Source organism: Kitasatospora griseola, from assembly GCF_014648555.1.
Taxonomy (GTDB): domain Bacteria; phylum Actinomycetota; class Actinomycetes; order Streptomycetales; family Streptomycetaceae; genus Kitasatospora; species Kitasatospora griseola.
In genome coordinates, this window is the sequence record NZ_BMRI01000015.1 from 124659 (window position 1) to 140753 (window position 16095).

Below are 16095 nucleotides of genomic sequence, written 5' to 3' on the forward strand. Positions count from 1 at the left end.
GTGCCGCTGGCGTTGGGGGCGCTGGTGTTCGAACTGGCGTTGCCGTCCGATCCGTTGGTGTGGGCGGAGTTCCTGCTGGCGGTGGTGCTGGCGGTGGTGGTGAGTTTCGGGGTGCGGTTCCTGGTCTCACTGGCGGGGTTCTGGCTGCACGACTCGGAGGGGGTGCGGGCGGCGGTGATGGTGCTGTCGATGTTCTTCTCCGGGATGCTGCTGCCGTTGACCCTGTTCCCGGGCGCTCTCGGGGAGTTGGCCCGGGTGCTGCCGTTCTCGGCGATGGTGCAGCTGCCCGCCGACGTACTGCTGCAACGGCGCACCGGATACAGCCTGTTGACCCTCTACGGGTTCCAACTGGCGTGGGCGGCGGCTCTGTTGATGCTGGGTCGGGTGGCGCAGGCGCTCGCGGTGCGCAAGGTGGTGGTGCAGGGTGGTTGAGAGCGAGTCGCTCGCCGCCCGGGCGGGCTGGGCGGTGCGGTCGTGGTGGCTGATCGCCGCGATGTGGGGCCGGTCGATGCTGACGTACCGGACGTCGTTCCTGCTGGGCCTGGCCGCGAACGTGCTGATCACGTTCCTGGACTTCGCGGTGCTGATCCTGATGTTCCGGCACACCCGGCAGCTGGCCGGGTGGACGCTCGCCGAGACCGGGTTACTGTACGGGACGAGTTCGGTGGCGCTGGGCGCGGCCAACCTGCTGGTCGGTTCGGTGAGCGGGCTGGGCGAGCGGGTGCGCTCCGGGACGCTGGACACCATGCTGATCCGGCCCGCCCCCGCGCTGGCCCAACTCGCCGCGGAGCGCTTCTCGTTGCGCAGGCTGGGCCGGCTGGTGCAGGGGTTCGCGGTGCTCGGCTGGTCGCTCACCGCGCTGGACGTGCGGTGGACCTGGGACCGGGTGCTGATGGTGCCCGGTCTGCTGCTGTGCGGGACGGTGATCTTCTGCGCGGTCTTCGTCGGCTGCTCCTGCGTGCAGTTCTGGTGGGGCGACGCCGCCGAGCTGCAGAACTCCGTCACCTACGGCGGCTCCACCCTGCTCCAGTACCCGCCGACGGTGTTCGCCAAGGAGGTCGTCGCGGGCACCGTGTTCGGGGTGCCGCTGGCGTTCGTCAACTGGCTGCCCGCGCTGCACATCCTGGACCGGCCCGACCCGCTCGGGCTGCCCGTCGCGTTCCGGTTCGCGTCGCCGGTCGCGGCCGCGCTGTGCGTGCTGGCCGCGGGACTGGCCTGGCGGGCCGGGCTGCGCGCGTACCGCTCCACCGGAAGCTGAGAGAGGGAGAGGACCGTGGCGGTGATCGAGGTGGAGGACGTCCGGCGGACGTTCACCGTCCGTACCAGGAACGGCCGCTGGCGGCGCGAGAAGCGCGAGGTGCGGGCCGTGGACGGGCTGACCTTCCAGGTCGAGGAGGGGGAGTGCGTCGGCTGTATCGGGCCGAACGGGGCGGGCAAGTCGATGACGGTGAAGATGCTCACCGGCATCCTGGTGCCCAGCGGCGGGCGGCTGCGGGTCGCCGGCGTCGACCCCGCGGCCAGGCGGGCCGCGCTGGCCCGGCGGATCGGCGTGGTGTTCGGCCAGCGCACCACCCTGTGGTGGGACCTGCCGCTGCGCGACAGCTACGAACTGGCCCGGCGGATCTACCGGATCCCCGACGCCCGCTACCGGACCAACCTCGACCGGTGCGTCGAACTGCTCGACCTGGGCGCGCTGTTGGACACCCCGGTGCGGCAGCTCTCGCTCGGCCGGCGGATGCGCGGCGACCTCGCCGCCGCGCTGCTGCACGACCCGAGCGTGCTGTACCTGGACGAGCCGACCATCGGGCTCGACGTGATCAGCAAGACCAAGGTCCGCGAGTTTCTCCGCGAGACCAACCGGGAGCAGCGCACCACCGTGCTGCTCACCACCCACGACCTCACCGACATCGAGCAGCTGTGCGGCCGGGTGATGGTGATCGACCACGGCCGGCTGGTGCTGGACGGCCCGCTGGAGGAACTGCACACGGCCGGTGGGAGCGAACGTACCCTGGTGGTCGACCTGGCCGGCCCGCACCCGCCGATCGAGCTGCCCGGGGTGCGCACCGTCAAGGTGGAGGGCCCGCGGCAGTGGCTGGCGTTCCCGGCCCGGCAGAGCGCCGCGCCGCTGGTCGCCGCCGTCGCCGAGCGCTATCCGCTGGTCGACCTGTCGGTGCGCGAACCCGCCATCGAGGACGTGATCGCCCGGATCTACGCCGGCGCCGCGGGCGAGCCGGTGGCCTGACCCGCTCACTCGATCGGGTGGGGGAGGTGACCGAACGGTCGGTACGGGAGTTGGTATCTCGTGACCGAGCATGAACCGGACGTCAGTGTGGTGATCGCCGTCCACGACACCATGCCCTACCTCACCGACTGCCTGACCTCGCTGGTCGAACAGACCATCGGCGAGGCCCGGATGGAAGTGGTCGCCGTCGACGACGGGTCGAGCGACGGCAGCACCGAGGAGCTCGCCCGGTTCGCCGCCGCCCACCCCGGGCTGCTGCGCACCGTGCGGCAGCCCGCGTCCGGCGGGCCCGCCAAGCCCACCAACCGCGGCACCGACCTGGCCCGCGGCCGCTACCTGATGTACCTCGGGGCCGACGACTGGCTCGGCTCCGAGGCGCTGGAGCGGATGGTCGACACCGCCGACCGCTGGCAGTCCGACGTGCTGATCCCCAAACTCGTCGGCGAGAACGGCCGGGTCGTCCCGCAGGGCATTTTCGAGCGCACCGTCGAACAGGTCGGCTTCACCGACTCCGCGCTCGCCTGGGCGCTCGCCGACACCAAGATGTTCCGCCGCTCCCTGGTGCTCAGCCACGGCCTGCGCCGCCGCGAGGACCTGCCGGTCTGCTCCGACCAGCCGTTCACCCTCGGCGCGCTGCTGAACGCCCGCAAGGTGTCCGTGCTCGCCGACTACGACTACTACCACCTGGTGCTGCGGCAGGACCGCTCCAACGTCACCCACCGGGCCGGGCCGATCGACCGGCTGCGCGCCATGGACGCCGTCCAGGAGGTGCTGGAGCGGGGCACCCGGCCCGGGCCGGTCCGCGACGCCGTCCGGGAGCGCTACTTCAGCTGGGACGTCCCGCAGTTGCTGCAGGAGCAGTTCCTCGCCGAGCCGCCCGCCATGCAGCGGCGCATCCTCGGCGAGATCGGCCGGCTGCTCGACCGGCACTGCTCGCCCGGCGTGTTCGGCGCCGTGCCGGTGCCCGCCCGGCTGCGCCTCGCGCTCGCCCGGCGCGGCGAACTCGCCACCCTGTGCGAGCTGATCGACTGGGAGCGGCAGCACGGCCCGGCCCCCGTCGAACGCCGCGGCGACCGGCTGTACGCCCGCTACCCGATGTACCGCGACCGGCGGCTCGGCCTGCCCGACACGCTGTTCGACACCGGCCGCGCCCCCGGCCCCACCGGCTGGCGGCGACTGGTCCCCGCCCCGGTGCGCCGCGTCCTGCGCCGCACCCGGCGGGTGCTGCGCGGCCGCCCCGGAACGCTGCGGGCCGCCCCGTGACGCAGCGACCCGACCCTTCGTCGAAGAGGAAGGCGACCGAGTGACGGCGCTGCACATCTGCGTGGTCGGACTGGGCAAGATCGGCCTGCCGCTGGCCGTCCAGTTCGCCGCCAAGGGCCACCTGGTCACCGGCGCCGACATCGCGCCCGCGGTGGTCGCCGCCGTCACCGCCGGGCGGCCGCCGTTCCCCCGCGAGGCCCGCCTCGACGAACTGCTCGCCGAGACCGTCGCCGCCGGGCGGCTGCACGCCACCACCGACACCGTGGCCGCCACCGCCGCGGCCGACGCCGTGGTGATCGTCGTCCCGCTGCTCACCGACGGCGACGGCCGGCCCGACTTCGCGCTGCTGGACGCCGCCACCGACGCCGTCGCCGCGGGGCTCCGGCCCGGCACGCTGATCAGCTACGAGACCACGCTGCCGGTGGGCACCGTGCGCGGCCGGTTCGCCCGGCGGCTGGAGGCCGGCTCCGGGCTGACCGCCGGCCGGGACTTCGCGCTGGTGTTCAGCCCCGAACGGGTCCGCACCGGGCGGGTCTTCGCCGACCTGCGGCGCTACCCCAAGCTGGTCGGCGGCATCGACGAGGAGTCGACGCGGCGCGGCGTGGAGTTCTACCGGGCGGTGCTGGACTTCGACCCGCGCCCCGACCTGCCGCGCGGCAACGGCGTGTGGCCGCTGAGCGGGGCGGAGGCCGCCGAGTTCGCGAAGCTCGCCGAGACCACCTACCGGGACGTCAACATCGCGCTGGTCAACCAGTTCGCCCGGCTCGCCGACCGGATCGGCGTCGACCTCGTCGAGGTGATCGACGCCTGCAACTCGCAGCCCTACAGCCACCTGCACCGGCCCGGCATCGCGGTCGGCGGGCACTGCATCCCGGTCTACCCGCGGCTGTACCTGTGGAACGACCCGGAGGCGACCGTGGTGCGCGCCGCCCGGGAGGCCAACGAGCAGGTCCCGGCGTACGCGGTCGGCCTGCTGGCGGGCGCGCTCGGCCCGCTGGACGGGGCGGCCGTCACCGTGCTCGGCGCGTCCTACCGGGGCGGGGTCAAGGAGACCGCCGTCTCCGGGGTGTTCCCGCTGGTCGAGGCGCTGCGGGCGGCGGGCGCCGTGGTCGGCGTCAGCGACCCGCTGTACACGCCGGAGGAGCTCGCCGCGCTCGGCCTGCCGCCCGACGACGGCAAGCCCGCCGTCGCGCTGGTCGTGCAGGCCGACCACCCCGAGTACCGGGACATCGGCGCCGTCGACTTCCCGGGCGTGCAGGTGCTGCTCGACGGCCGGCGGGTCACCGACCCGGCGCGCTGGGAGGGCGTCCGGCGGATCGTCCTCGGAGGAGGGAACGCCCTGCGGTAGCGGCGGATTCGCGAGGCGGCGGTCGTCCCGTACGACCGGTGTGCGAGTCTGACGGGGTGAGTGTGGACGAGACGGCACCCCCCGGAGTCAGCTTCACCGCCGCCGACGAGGCCAAGCGGCAGGGCGTACGGCGGATGAAGACCATCGCCACCGGCCTGCTGGGCCTGGCCACGGTCGTCTTCGCGCTCGCCACCTGGGCGGGCGCGGCCGGCGCGGGCAGCTGGGCCGGCTACGTGGCCGCCGCCGCCGAGGCCGGCATGGTCGGCGCGCTCGCCGACTGGTTCGCCGTCACCGCGCTGTTCCGCCGCCCGTTCGGGCTGCCGATCCCGCACACCGCGATCATCCCCACCAAGAAGGACGCGTTCGGGCGCTCGCTCGGCGACTTCGTCGGCGACAACTTCCTGTCCGCGCCGGTGGTCCGGTCCCGGCTCGGCCGGATCGGGGTGGCCCGGCGGCTCGGCGAGTGGCTGTCCGCGCCCGGCAGCGCCGAACGCGTCACCCACGAGGCGGCCGCCGCGCTGCGCGGCGTCCTCGCGGTGCTGCGCGACGAGGACGTGCAGGCCGTGGTCGCCGAGGCGATCACCCGGCGGGCCGCCGCCACCTCGGTCGCCGAACCCGCCGGCCGGCTGCTCGGCAGGATCGTCGCCGACGGCGGGCACAAGGGCGTGGTCGACCTGGTCGCGGTGCGGGCCCGCGACTGGCTGGTCGAGCACCACGTCGACGTGGTCAACCGGGTCACCGCCAAGACCCCCGGCTGGACGCCCAGGTTCATCGACCACCAGGTCGGCGAACGCGTCTACAAGGAACTGCTGCGCTTCGTCACCGACGTCCGCGACGACCCGGAGCACCCCGCGCGCGGCGCCCTCGACAACTTCCTCGCCGACTTCGCGCAGGAACTCCAGGACGACCCGGAGACCATCGCCCGGGTCGAACGTGCCAAGTCCGACCTGCTGGCCCGCCCCGAGGTGCAGGACCTGATCGCCTCCTCCTGGTCGGCGGTGCGCGCCCTGGTGATGAACGCCGCCGAGGACCAGGACAGCGAACTGCGCCGCCGGATCACCTCGGGCCTGCGCTCGCTCGGCCGCCGCCTCGCCACCGACGCCAAACTCCAGGCGAAGACCGACGGCTGGCTGCTGGACGCCGCCGAGTACGTGGTCTCCACCTACCGGCAGGAGATCACCTCGCTGATCTCCGAGACGGTGGCCGGCTGGGACGCCGACGACGCCTCCCGCAAGATCGAGGCCAACGTCGGCCGCGACCTCCAGTTCATCCGGATCAACGGCACCGTGGTCGGCGCGCTGGCCGGCCTGCTCATCCACACCGTCAGCACGGCGTTCGGAGGCTGACGAACCGTCCGGTCCGCCCCCGGCGGGTCGGTGTCCGACCCCTTCGGTAGGGTGATCGACCGGTCGGCGCGGCCAGGGGGGTCGAAGCCGGGTATTCCATGGGGGAGTTGACCATGAAGACGGTTCACGCACGCACGCTCGGACTGCGCATCGCCGCACTGGCCGCGGCCGGACTGGTGCTGACGGCCTGCAACGACGACGAGGCCGCCACCGGGGCGACCGGCCAGAGCGCGCCGTCGTCGCCGACGGCTTCCGCGTCGGCCGCGACGTCCGCGAAGCCCAGCGGCAAGGCGAGCGGAAAGCCCAGCAGCAGCGCCGTCACCGGGGGTGACGCGGCCGCCCGGGCCAGGACCGACAAGCTCGCGCTGACCCCCGCGGACTGGGGCGCCGGGTACGAGACCCGCATCGACGACGACACCAGCCTGGCCAAGTTCACGATGGACAAGTCCTGCCTGTACAAGGAGGACGGCCCGGACAAGACGCTGCTCGCCTACACCAACCGGTTCGTGCGGGTGCAGCGCCCCGACGGCAGCCAGCTCTGGGGCACCAGCGGCGCCTCGCAGGCCACCACCGCCGACGCCGCGCACCAGGAGATGGCGAAGTGGGCGGCCGACATCAGGCGCTGCCCCGACTACAAGGACGACAGCGGCACCCAGACCACCTCCGCGCACGACATCGAGTCGCCCAAGGTGCCCGGCGCCGACGAGGTGTTCTCGGAGGAGGGCCTGGCCGTCTACCACGACGACGACGGCACCACGACCCCGCCGCGGCCGTACTCCTCCATCACCGCGCGCAAGGGGGCGCTCACCGTGTGGGTGTTCGTCGACCTCGCCCCCGACCAGCAGGTCTTCGAGGGCCGCGCCCAGGCGCGGGCGCTGCTCCAGAAGATCACCGCCAAGTGGTGACACCGCCGTCCACTCCGGCGGGTTAGCATGCGAGGTCTGTCCGGATCCGGGTGAGTAGACGGGAGCGTGCCATGGCCGAGGGAGTCCAGGGGATCGAGGCGTTCATCGCCGGAATGCCGAAGGCGGAGCTGCACGTGCACCACGTCGGCTCGGCCTCGCCCCGGGTGGTCGCCGAACTCGCCGCCCGGCACGCCGGGCGCACCGAGGTCCCGGCGGACCCGGAGGCGCTCGCGAAGTACTTCACGTTCACCGACTTCGCGCACTTCATCGAGGTCTACCTGAGCGTCGTCGACCTGATCCGCGACGCCGAGGACGTCCGCTCCCTCACCTACGGCGTCGCCGAGGACATGGCCCGGCAGAACATCCGCTACGCCGAACTGACCGTCACGCCCTACTCGTCGACCCGCCGCGGCATCCCCGACGTCGCCTTCATGGAGGCGATCGAGGACGCCCGGCTGGCCGCCGAGAGGGAACTCGGCGTCGTCCTGCGCTGGTGCTTCGACATCCCCGGCGAGGCCGGACTGGCCTCCGCCGAGGAGACCGCCCGGCTCGCCCTCGACCTGGCGCCCGCCGGACTGGTCTCCTTCGGCCTCGGCGGCCCCGAGATCGGCGTGCCCCGCCCGCAGTTCAAGCCGTACTTCGACCGGGCCCGGGCGGCCGGCCTGCACAGCGTGCCGCACGCCGGCGAGTCCACCGGGCCGGAGACCGTCTGGGACGCGATCCGGGTGCTCGGCGCGGAACGCATCGGCCACGGCACCCAGTCCGTCAAGGACCCGGCGCTCGTCGACTACCTCGGCGAACACCGGATCCCGTTGGAGGTCTGCCCGACCTCCAACCTGGCCACCCGGGTGGTCGAGCGGATCGAGGACCACCCGATCCGGCAGATGGTCGACGCCGGGCTGCTGGTCACCGTCAACAGCGACGACCCGCCGATGTTCGGCACCGACCTCAACACCGAGTACGCCGTCGCCGCGAAGCTGCTCGGCCTGGACGAGACCGGGATCGCCGCACTCGCCCGCAACGCGGTGGAAGCCTCCTTCCTGGACCAGGCGGCCAAGCGACGGCTGACCGGCGAGATCGACGCCTACCTGGCGGGCTGGGGCGCCACCGCCTGAGCCCGCGCCGGACGGTCGGTCGGGCGGGTGAGGAACCAGCGCTCGGCCGCCGTCCAGGCGGTGCTCGTCAACAGGTGGAGACCGCCGGCCAGCGGCAGCAGCAGGGCGAACAGCGGAGTGCCGAACGCCAGCCAGCGCAGCAGCCCGAGACCGGCGGGAGCCCCGTCGGGCGCCGGGGCCTGCTTGGCACGGTGGACGTTCCACCAGGCGAGTGCGAGGAACGCCGCCTCAAGGACCGCGAACACGGCGAACTGGGCCGGGGTGTGGGCGGACGCCGGGTGCGTACCGAGCGGGACGCCTGCGAGGGTGGCGTCCAGCAGGTTGCCCGGGGCGGTGGTGAACAGGCGGTACATCACCGAGAAGAACGGCGCCTGCAACAGGACCGGCAGCAGACCGGCGAACGGGGAGACGCCCTCGGCGCGGTTCAGCGCCAGGAGCTCGCGGGCCAGGCGGTCACGGTCCTTCGCGTGACGCTTCCGCAGTTTCGCGACCTGGGGCGCGATGCGGGTACGGGCGCGTTCGGCGCGGGCCGCGGAGCGGGCGAGCGGGTGCAGGGCGGCGCGGACGGCGAGGGTGAAGACGACGATCGCCGCTGCGGTGGGGATGACGCCTGCGAGGGTTGCGACGGCGGCGTGGGCGAGACGGACTGCGGGGTCGAGGACGCTCAGGATCGACATGGGTCGGCTCTCCGGGTGTGTGCGGGTGGGACGGTGCACGGAGGGCGGACGCGACAGAGGGGGCCTTTCCCGCCTACGCCACGGGATGCGGCGGGCGCAGCGGAAGTCGACGGCGGTGGTGGATTGCTCGCGCAGTTCTCCCCCGGCCCTGGCGGGCCGGGAGGTGCCCCCACGCGCCCCTGACGGGGCACGGAGGTTCAGTGCCCACGGCCCTGGCGGGGCGTGGGAGTTCGGTCACCACGATCCCTGGCGGGTGCGGGGACTCGGAGATGCGCGAGGAGAGAAGTGCCCCTCAGACGGCGGCCGCAGGCCGGTGGCCCGGGGCTCGGGGGCGGGGGCGGCCCGGGGCGGCGGGGTCGCGCGGGGGGAGGTAGGCCGTGCGGTAGGCGCGGCGGCGCATCGCGGCGGCGTGGATCGCGGCGGGGGTGCCGGCGATCGGGAGACGGGCCGGGGTGAGGGCCAGGGCGACGGCGCAGGTCAGGACGAGGAGTGCGGCCGTGGTGACGGCGCCCGGGCCGGTCGGCAGGTCTCCGGTGAGGACCCGGAGCAGCGCGAGCAGGAGCGGCGTGACGAGCACGGTGCGCACCTCCTCGGTTCGGGTCCGAACCCGATGCTACGTCACCGGCGGGGCGGGGGACAGCAGTTGTTCCGTCCCGCCGGCGGCGGTGCGGTCAGGGGAGGCGGACGACGCTCGCCGTGGCCGCGGAGGCGCGGGCGGCCTCCAGGACGGTGAGGGTGGCGACGGCGTCGCGGGGGTCGACCGGCGGCGGGGTGCGGTCGGTGAGCGAGGCGGCGATGCCCGCGTAGAAGGCCGGGTAGTCGCCGGGGTCGGTGGGGACGGGTTCGGCATCGCCGTCGGTGCCGAGCAGGCCGTACGCGGCGGGGTCGTCGTCGCCCCAGTGGCGGCCGGGTCCGGGGCGGTGGCCGGCCCGGAGGGCGGCCTCCTGCGGGTCCATGCCGAACTTGACGTAGCCGGCGCTGTCGCCGAGGACCCGCAGGCGGGGTCCGGCGAGCGGGGTGAGGGCGCTGGTCCACAGCTGGGAGCGGACGCCGCCGGTGTGGGTGAGGGCGAGGAAGGCGTCGTCGTCGACGACCGCGCCGTCCCGGAGGACGTCGATCTCGGCGTACACCGTCTCGACCGGCCCGAACAGGGCGAGGGCCTGGTCGACCAGGTGGCTGCCCAGGTCGTACAGGGTGCCGCCGACCTCGGCGGGGTCGGCGAGTTCGCGCCAGCCGGCCTTGGGCTTGGGGCGGAAGCGCTCGAAGCGGGACTCGAAGCGGTGCACCCGGCCGAGCCGGCCCTCCTCGACCAGGCGGCGGACGGTGCGGAAGTCGCCGTCCCAGCGGCGGTTCTGGAACACCGACAGCAGCAGGCCGGACTTCTCGGCGAACTCGCACAGGTCGCGGGCCTCGGCGCTGGTCGCGGCGAGCGGCTTGTCGACGACGGTGGCCAGGCCGGCCAGCAGGGAGGTGCGGGCGAGCGGGACGTGGGTGCGGTTGGGGGAGGCGATCACCACCAGGTCGTAGCGGTCGGCGTCCTCGAACAGCTGGTCGGGGGTGTCGAGGGCGCGGGCGTCGGGGTGGTCGCGGTGGAGTTGGGCGCGGCGCTCGGGGTTGGCGGTGACCACCGCGTCCAGCCGGAGTCCGGGGGTGGTGGCGATCAGCGGGGCGTGGAAGGCCGAGCCGGCCAGGCCGTAGCCGATCAGGCCGACGCGGAAGGGGGCAGGGGGCGTGCTCATGACCCCCACTCAACCATCCCCGTCCCCCGGAGCGACGGACGCCACCCGGTCCGTCCGCCTAGGTCGGGACGGTCCGGCGGGCTTGGTGCGGCGGCGCGCGGTGGCGGCGGCAGCGCCGGTGAGCAGCAGCGCCGAGCCGAGCGACAGCAGCACGCCGCGGTCGGCGCCGCCGTCGGCGAGGGCGGCGGTGGCGGGCGCGGCGGCGCCGCCGAGCAGGACGGCGGCGGCCAGCAGGACGGCGGTGCGGCGGACGGAGGCCACGGGCGGGGCTCCTTGCGTCGGACGGAGGGTGTGTCCGGGACGCTAGCCGCACCGGGTACGAGAACTGATGGTGCGTCAGAACGGTTAGGCGCGGCTTAAGGCTGTCTTGAGGCGGCCCCGGCCCGCCGCGACGGGCCGGGGCCGGGCGGTCACGCGCCGTCGGCGAACAGGACGGTGGCGGCGCGCTGCGTGTCGGTGTACTCGCGCACCTCGGCGATCCGGCCGTCGCGGACGGTGAAGATCCCCAGGTTGCGGTTGTCGTAGCGCAGGCCGTGCACGGTGGTGCAGTGCGAGGCCCACTCGGCGACCACCCGGTCGCCGTCGACGACCGGGGCGCCGATCGGCTCGACGCGGATGGCGGTGCCGGGCGCGATCAGGCCGCCGATCGAGCCGAGGAACTCCTCGACGACGGCCTGCCGGCCGCGCCACTCGCCGCTCAGCGGCAGGTCGCCGGGGTAGTGCCAGACGACGTCCTCGGTGAAGGCGTCCCGGATCGCGTCCTGGTCGCCGCGGGCGACGGCGGCGATGTAGTCGGCCACGACGGTGCGCGGGTCGGTGCTCACGAGAGGTCTCCTTCGGCGGGGCGGTCGAGGGTGAGGACGGTGTTGCCGCGGACCTGTCGGCCGCGCAGCGCGTCGATCGCGTCGGCGGTGCGGCGCCAGTCGTCGACCAGGCCGAGCTCCGGGTGCAGCCGGCCCTCGGCGGTCAGCCGGACCAGGGTGCGCAGGTCCGGGCCGTCGGGGTGGTCCACGTCGGCGTAGGAGAAGTGCTGGACGGTGGCGGAGGCCGGGCCGTTCAGCAGGGCGAAGAAGTCCAGCCGGACCGGCTCCCGGGAGGCCTGCCCGAACCAGATCAGCCGGCCGCGCGGGGCGAGCAGGGCCAGCGTCTGCGGCAGCGCCGTGCCGCCGGTGGACTCCAGCACCAGGTCGTACGGCCCGCGTGCGTCGGCGAGCGTGTGGACCACCTCCGCCGCGCCCAACTCCCGCAGCCGCGCCCCGCGTTCGGGGCTCGCGGTGACGGCGGTCAGCTCCGCCCCGGCGGCCGCGGCGAGCTCCGTCAGGTAGTGGCCGACGCCGCCGGACGCACCGGTCAGCAGCAGCCGCCGGCCGGTGACGGCGCCCGCCGCGCGCAGCAGCCGCAGCGCGGTCAGCCCCGCCAGCGGGAGGGCGGCGGCGGTACGGGTGTCCAGCTGCTCCGGCAGCACCGCCAGGGCGTCGGTGCGCACCGCCGCGTACTCGGCCCAGCCCGCGGCCGGCGGGTGGGCGACCACCCGCTGCCCGACGGCGGGCCCGCTGCCGTCGGCGGCGGCCTGCACGACCAGCCCCGCGACGTCCTTGCCGGGCCGCCAGCCCGACGGCGGGTCCTCCAGCACGAAGGTCTCGCCGCGGTTCACCGAGAACGCGTCGACCTTCACCAGCACCTCGTCCGGGCGCGGCTCGGGCTGCGGCAGCTCGGTGAACTCGACCGTGCCGCGGGCGGGGATCAGGGCCTTCATGGATGTGTCCTTCGATCGGCGGGGGCGGGCCGCTGCGGGCGGCCCGGCGGGAACACGCCCAGTACACGGCCGCGGCCGCACCCCGGTCCAACAACCCGAACACGCCGACGACAACCGACGGTTGTCGGCGATGATGGCCGGATGGACCCGGACCTCGGACAGCTGCGCGCCTTCGTCACGGTCGCCGACCAGCGGCACTTCGGGCGCGCCGCCCAGCAGTTGGCGATCAGCCAGCAGGCACTGTCGAAGCGGATCGCCCGACTGGAGCAGGAACTCGACACCCGACTGCTCGACCGCGGCCCCGCCGCCGTCCGCCTCACCGCCGCCGGGGAGCGCCTGCTCGACCCGGCGCGGACCGCGCTGGCCGCCGGACAGGCCGCCCTCGCCGCCGTCCGCCGGCCCGCCGAACCGGCCCGGCTGGACGTCTGGGGCCACCTGTTCGAGCCGCTCCGCACCGTCCGTGAAGTCCTCGCCACGGCACCGGAGTCGACCATCGAGGTCGGCCCGGCCCGGGATCTCGCCGCAGTGGCCGCCGCCCTCGACCGGGGCGAGAGCGCCGCCGGCTTCGGACGCCACCACACCGGCCCCGACGGGCAGTTGGCGCACCGACTGGTCCGGCTGGAGCCCGTCGACGCGGTGCTGCCCGCCGCCCACCCGCTGGCCCGCGCCGAGACCCTGCGCCCCGCCGACCTCGCCGCGCTGCGCCTGGTGCTGCCCGCCGACCCCGCCCGGCTGGACTTCCTCACCCGGTTCGCCGAACGCTTCGCCGTCCCGCTGCTCCCCGGCGACGCCAACCTCGGCCTCGACCACCTGCTCGAACGCGTCCGCACCGTCCCCGACGGCTGCACCCTGCTGCCCGCCGAACTGCCGCTCGCCGTCCCGCCGGGGCTGGTCGTCCGCCCGCTCGCCGACCCCGTCCCGCTGTACGCCTGGTCACTGGTCTGGCACCGCGAACGCCCGCACCCCGCGGTCCCCGCCCTGCTGCGGGCCTTCGCCGACCGCGGCCGCGACCGCCGCTGGCTGGAGTACCGCCCCGGCCGCGACTGGCTCCCGGAGACCGACGTCCGCGACCTGGCCTGAGCGGGCCTGCCACCACCGGGGGCGGCCCGGCCGACGTCGTGCCGTGCCGCCCCGGGCTTCCGTCAGATCAGCTCGACCAGGTCCGCGATGGACTCCACCACCTGGGTCGGGCGGTACGGGAAGCGGTCCACGTCGCCGGCCTGGGTGAGGCCGGTCAGCACCAGGAAGGTCGACATGCCGGCCTCCATGCCGGAGACGATGTCGGTGTCCATCCGGTCGCCGATCATCGCGCTGTTCTCCGAGTGCGCGCCGATCGCGTTCAGACCGGCCCGCATCATCAGCGGGTTCGGCTTGCCGACGAAGTACGGCTCCACGCCGGTGGCCTTGGTGATCAGCGCCGCGACCGCGCCGGTCGCCGGCAGCGCACCCTCGGCGGACGGGCCGGTCTCGTCCGGGTTGGTGGCGATGAACCGGGCGCCCGCGTCGATCAGCCGGACCGCCTTGGTCATCGCCTCGAACGAGTAGGTGCGGGTCTCGCCGAGCACCACGAAGTCCGGGTCGGTGTCGGTCAGCACGTAGCCGACGTCGTGCAGCGCGGTGGTCAGACCGGCCTCGCCGATCACGTACGCGGTGCCGTTCGGGCGCTGGTCGGAGAGGAACTTCGCGGTCGCCAGCGCGGACGTCCAGATGTGCTCGGCCGGCACGTCCAGGCCCATCCGGGACAGCCGGGCGTGCAGGTCGCGCTGGGTGTAGATGGAGTTGTTGGTGAGCACCAGGAACGGCTTTCCGGATTCACGCAGCCGCTTGATGAAGGCGTCGGCCCCCGGGATCGGCACGCCCTCGTGGATGAGGACTCCGTCCATGTCGGTCAGCCAGGTCTCGATGGGCTTGCGGTCTGCCACGGTGGGTCTCTCCTAGGTCTTGCGACGGTCGAACGATCGATGTGCATCGCTCCGACCGGACACCGCTGGCCGGCCGGGCGCCACTGGCTGCCCCAACGCAGGCCAGCCTAGTGCGCCCCGCCGGCCGACCACAGGGGCGGCCGGGCCCTCAGCCCGCGTAGGGGTTGCCGCCGGGCGGCGGCTGCTGGCCGTAGGGAGGCTGCTGGCCGTACGGAGGCTGCTGCCCGTACGGAGGCTGCTGGCCGTACGGGGGCTGCTGGCCGTACGGGAGTTGCTGTCCGTACGGGAGTTGCTGGCCGTAGGGCTGCTGCGGCTGCTGGCCGTAGGGCGGCTGCTGACCAGGGAGCGGGGCCGGCGGCACCGGGGCCGCCGAGGCGCCGCGGTTCCGGCGGACGATCAGCACCACCACGACCAGCAGCACCACGACGGCCACCGCACCGCCGATCGCCAGCGGCACGACGTTCGAGGACTTCTCCGGTGCAGCGGACGGCTGCGTCGCCGGGTCCTGCCCCGGCCCGGAGTCGGCGGGCGCGCTCGCGGCCCCGCTCGGCTGCGCCGCCCCGCCGGACTTCCCGGTCTTCTCGGGCGTGGGCGACGCCGCGGCGGGCAGCGGGCTGACGTTCGCCGGGCCCGGGTCGCCGGGGTCGGTCAGCGCGATCCGCGGTCGGACGGTGCCGTAGCCGAGGTAGTCGCTGCGCTGCTGCGGGTTGCTCGCGGTGTTGATCAGCACCCGCAGCACCTGGTTGCCCGACCAGTCCGGGTGCGCCGACCAGATCAGCGCCGCCGAGGCGGAGACCAGCGCGGTGGCGCCGGAGGTCCCGTGGCCCTTGCAGTAGCCGGACGGGCCGGTACACGCCCCGTAGAGGTCCTGGCCCGGGGCGGCGAGCGTCACCTGCGGGCCGTGCTCCGACTCCGCGGTGACCTTTCCGTCCTGGTCGGTGGCGCCCACGCCGACCACGCCGCTCATCGAGGCGGGGTACTCCAGGCGGTTGTCGGTGTCGCCGGTGTTGCCGACCGCGGCGAACAGCAGGACGCCCCGGGACACCGCATGGTCGACCGCAGCCCGGAGCTTGTCGACGTCGGCGGGCTGAAGCGACCTCACGGGGACGCCCAACGACATGTTGACGATCTTCGCGTTGTGGTCGGCCGCGTAGGTAATGGCTCGGGAGACCTCGTCCATGGCTCTGCTGTCGGAGCCTGGTCCGCCATCCATGTCGATCTTGATCGGGAGGATCTTCGCACCGGGTGCGAGACCGTACGCACCCTTGCCGCCCAGCCCCTTGCCGGTGCCGGCGATGGTGCTGGACATCTCCGTCCCGTGGCCGTTGCTGGGGGAGAGCTCCCCACCGGGCTTTGTACTGAAATCTGTGCCGGCCACCAACTGTCCGACCAGGTCGGGTGCGTCGCCCTTCACCCCGGAGTCGATCACGGCCACGGTGATTCCGGACCCGGTGCTGGTCCGCCACATCTCCTCGGCGTGCATCGCGTCCAGGTGCCACTGCTGTGCGCGGATCGAGTCCACCGCGAGCGCGGGTCCCGTCGTCCACCCCCACAGGACACCGGCGACCGCCACCGCTGCGGCGAGCTGCCGCCCCCGTCCTGCCCTGCCCGTCTGCCGCATCCCAAACTCCTTCGCACGCCGACGTGTTCGGCGAGTGGCTTGCCCCCGACCGCACGATGCTGCCCGGCCGCAGGAGCGGTATTCCCCTGCGGCCGGGCAGTAGATGCGGCCTTTACTCGATCACACCCGGGTTGGCCGGGCCCATGCCGGACGTCCAGGTG

Annotated in this window: 17 protein-coding genes; 9 read left to right on the forward strand and 8 right to left on the reverse strand. The window is 74.1% G+C overall.

The window, feature by feature from the left end; all coding sequences use genetic code 11:
* From IEZ12_RS38795 to IEZ12_RS20675, 8 genes are all read left to right on the forward strand, one after another.
* On the forward strand, positions 1-432 hold a 432-nt coding region (locus IEZ12_RS38795), incomplete at its 5' end, for an ABC-2 family transporter protein (RefSeq protein ID WP_229847728.1).
* 61 nt (positions 433-493) lie between these two features.
* Positions 494-1258: an ABC transporter permease gene (locus tag IEZ12_RS20645; RefSeq protein WP_189273524.1), complete on the forward strand. Its 765-nt coding sequence runs from the start codon at positions 494-496 to the stop codon at positions 1256-1258.
* Positions 1259-1273: 15 nt separating this feature from the next.
* The gene (locus tag IEZ12_RS20650; protein ID WP_189273429.1) at positions 1274-2242 is read left to right on the forward strand and encodes an ABC transporter ATP-binding protein; all 969 of its coding nucleotides are present in this window, start codon (positions 1274-1276) and stop codon (positions 2240-2242) included.
* A 60-nt stretch (positions 2243-2302) separates the two neighbouring features.
* On the forward strand, positions 2303-3505 hold the full coding sequence (locus IEZ12_RS20655) for a glycosyltransferase family 2 protein (RefSeq protein WP_189273431.1): 1203 nt from the start codon (positions 2303-2305) through the stop codon (positions 3503-3505).
* 49 nt (positions 3506-3554) lie between these two features.
* Positions 3555-4853 (forward strand): nucleotide sugar dehydrogenase, encoded by a 1299-nt coding sequence (locus tag IEZ12_RS20660; protein ID WP_189273526.1) that lies wholly within the window; start codon positions 3555-3557, stop codon positions 4851-4853.
* Positions 4802-6199, forward strand: coding sequence for a DUF445 domain-containing protein (locus IEZ12_RS20665; RefSeq protein WP_373295504.1), 1398 nt, complete (start codon positions 4802-4804; stop codon positions 6197-6199). The genes IEZ12_RS20660 and IEZ12_RS20665 overlap by 52 nt, the downstream gene beginning before the upstream one ends.
* 113 nt (positions 6200-6312) lie before the next feature.
* On the forward strand, positions 6313-7104 hold the full coding sequence (locus IEZ12_RS20670; protein WP_189273433.1) for a hypothetical protein: 792 nt from the start codon (positions 6313-6315) through the stop codon (positions 7102-7104).
* 71 nt (positions 7105-7175) lie between these two features.
* A complete protein-coding gene (locus IEZ12_RS20675) occupies positions 7176-8219 on the forward strand; it encodes an adenosine deaminase (RefSeq protein ID WP_189273435.1) in 1044 nt (347 codons plus the stop codon).
* Here the strand turns inward: IEZ12_RS20675 and yidC are convergent.
* The 6 genes from yidC to IEZ12_RS20705 form a co-directional block, all read right to left on the reverse strand.
* Entirely contained in the window at positions 8189-8896 is a 708-nt protein-coding gene (gene yidC, locus IEZ12_RS20680) for a membrane protein insertase YidC (RefSeq protein ID WP_189273437.1), read from the reverse strand. The genes IEZ12_RS20675 and yidC overlap by 31 nt on opposite strands.
* 292 nt (positions 8897-9188) lie before the next feature.
* Entirely contained in the window at positions 9189-9473 is a 285-nt protein-coding gene (locus tag IEZ12_RS20685) for a DUF6412 domain-containing protein (protein WP_189273439.1), read from the reverse strand.
* Between the two features lie 94 nt (positions 9474-9567).
* Complete coding sequence (locus IEZ12_RS20690; protein WP_189273441.1) at positions 9568-10635, reverse strand: Gfo/Idh/MocA family oxidoreductase; 1068 nt, start codon at positions 10633-10635, stop codon at positions 9568-9570.
* Positions 10636-10644: 9 nt separating this feature from the next.
* Positions 10645-10896 (reverse strand): hypothetical protein, encoded by a 252-nt coding sequence (locus IEZ12_RS20695; protein WP_189273442.1) that lies wholly within the window; start codon positions 10894-10896, stop codon positions 10645-10647.
* Positions 10897-11045: 149 nt separating this feature from the next.
* Entirely contained in the window at positions 11046-11459 is a 414-nt protein-coding gene (locus tag IEZ12_RS20700) for a nuclear transport factor 2 family protein (protein ID WP_189273444.1), read from the reverse strand.
* Complete coding sequence (locus IEZ12_RS20705; RefSeq protein WP_189273446.1) at positions 11456-12391, reverse strand: zinc-binding dehydrogenase; 936 nt, start codon at positions 12389-12391, stop codon at positions 11456-11458. Before IEZ12_RS20705 ends, IEZ12_RS20700 begins: the two co-directional genes overlap by 4 nt.
* Positions 12392-12532: 141 nt before the next feature.
* Between IEZ12_RS20705 and IEZ12_RS20710 the strand changes: the two genes are divergently transcribed.
* On the forward strand, positions 12533-13471 hold the full coding sequence (locus IEZ12_RS20710) for a LysR family transcriptional regulator (protein ID WP_189273448.1): 939 nt from the start codon (positions 12533-12535) through the stop codon (positions 13469-13471).
* 62 nt (positions 13472-13533) lie between these two features.
* On the opposite strand, the gene IEZ12_RS20715 is transcribed toward IEZ12_RS20710, so the two are convergent.
* Positions 13534-14313, reverse strand: coding sequence for an HAD-IIA family hydrolase (locus IEZ12_RS20715; protein WP_043914117.1), 780 nt, complete (start codon positions 14311-14313; stop codon positions 13534-13536).
* A gap of 148 nt (positions 14314-14461) precedes the next feature.
* Positions 14462-15934: a type VII secretion-associated serine protease mycosin gene (mycP, locus tag IEZ12_RS20720; RefSeq protein WP_189273449.1), complete on the reverse strand. Its 1473-nt coding sequence runs from the start codon at positions 15932-15934 to the stop codon at positions 14462-14464.
* Positions 15935-16095 lie beyond the last annotated feature (161 nt).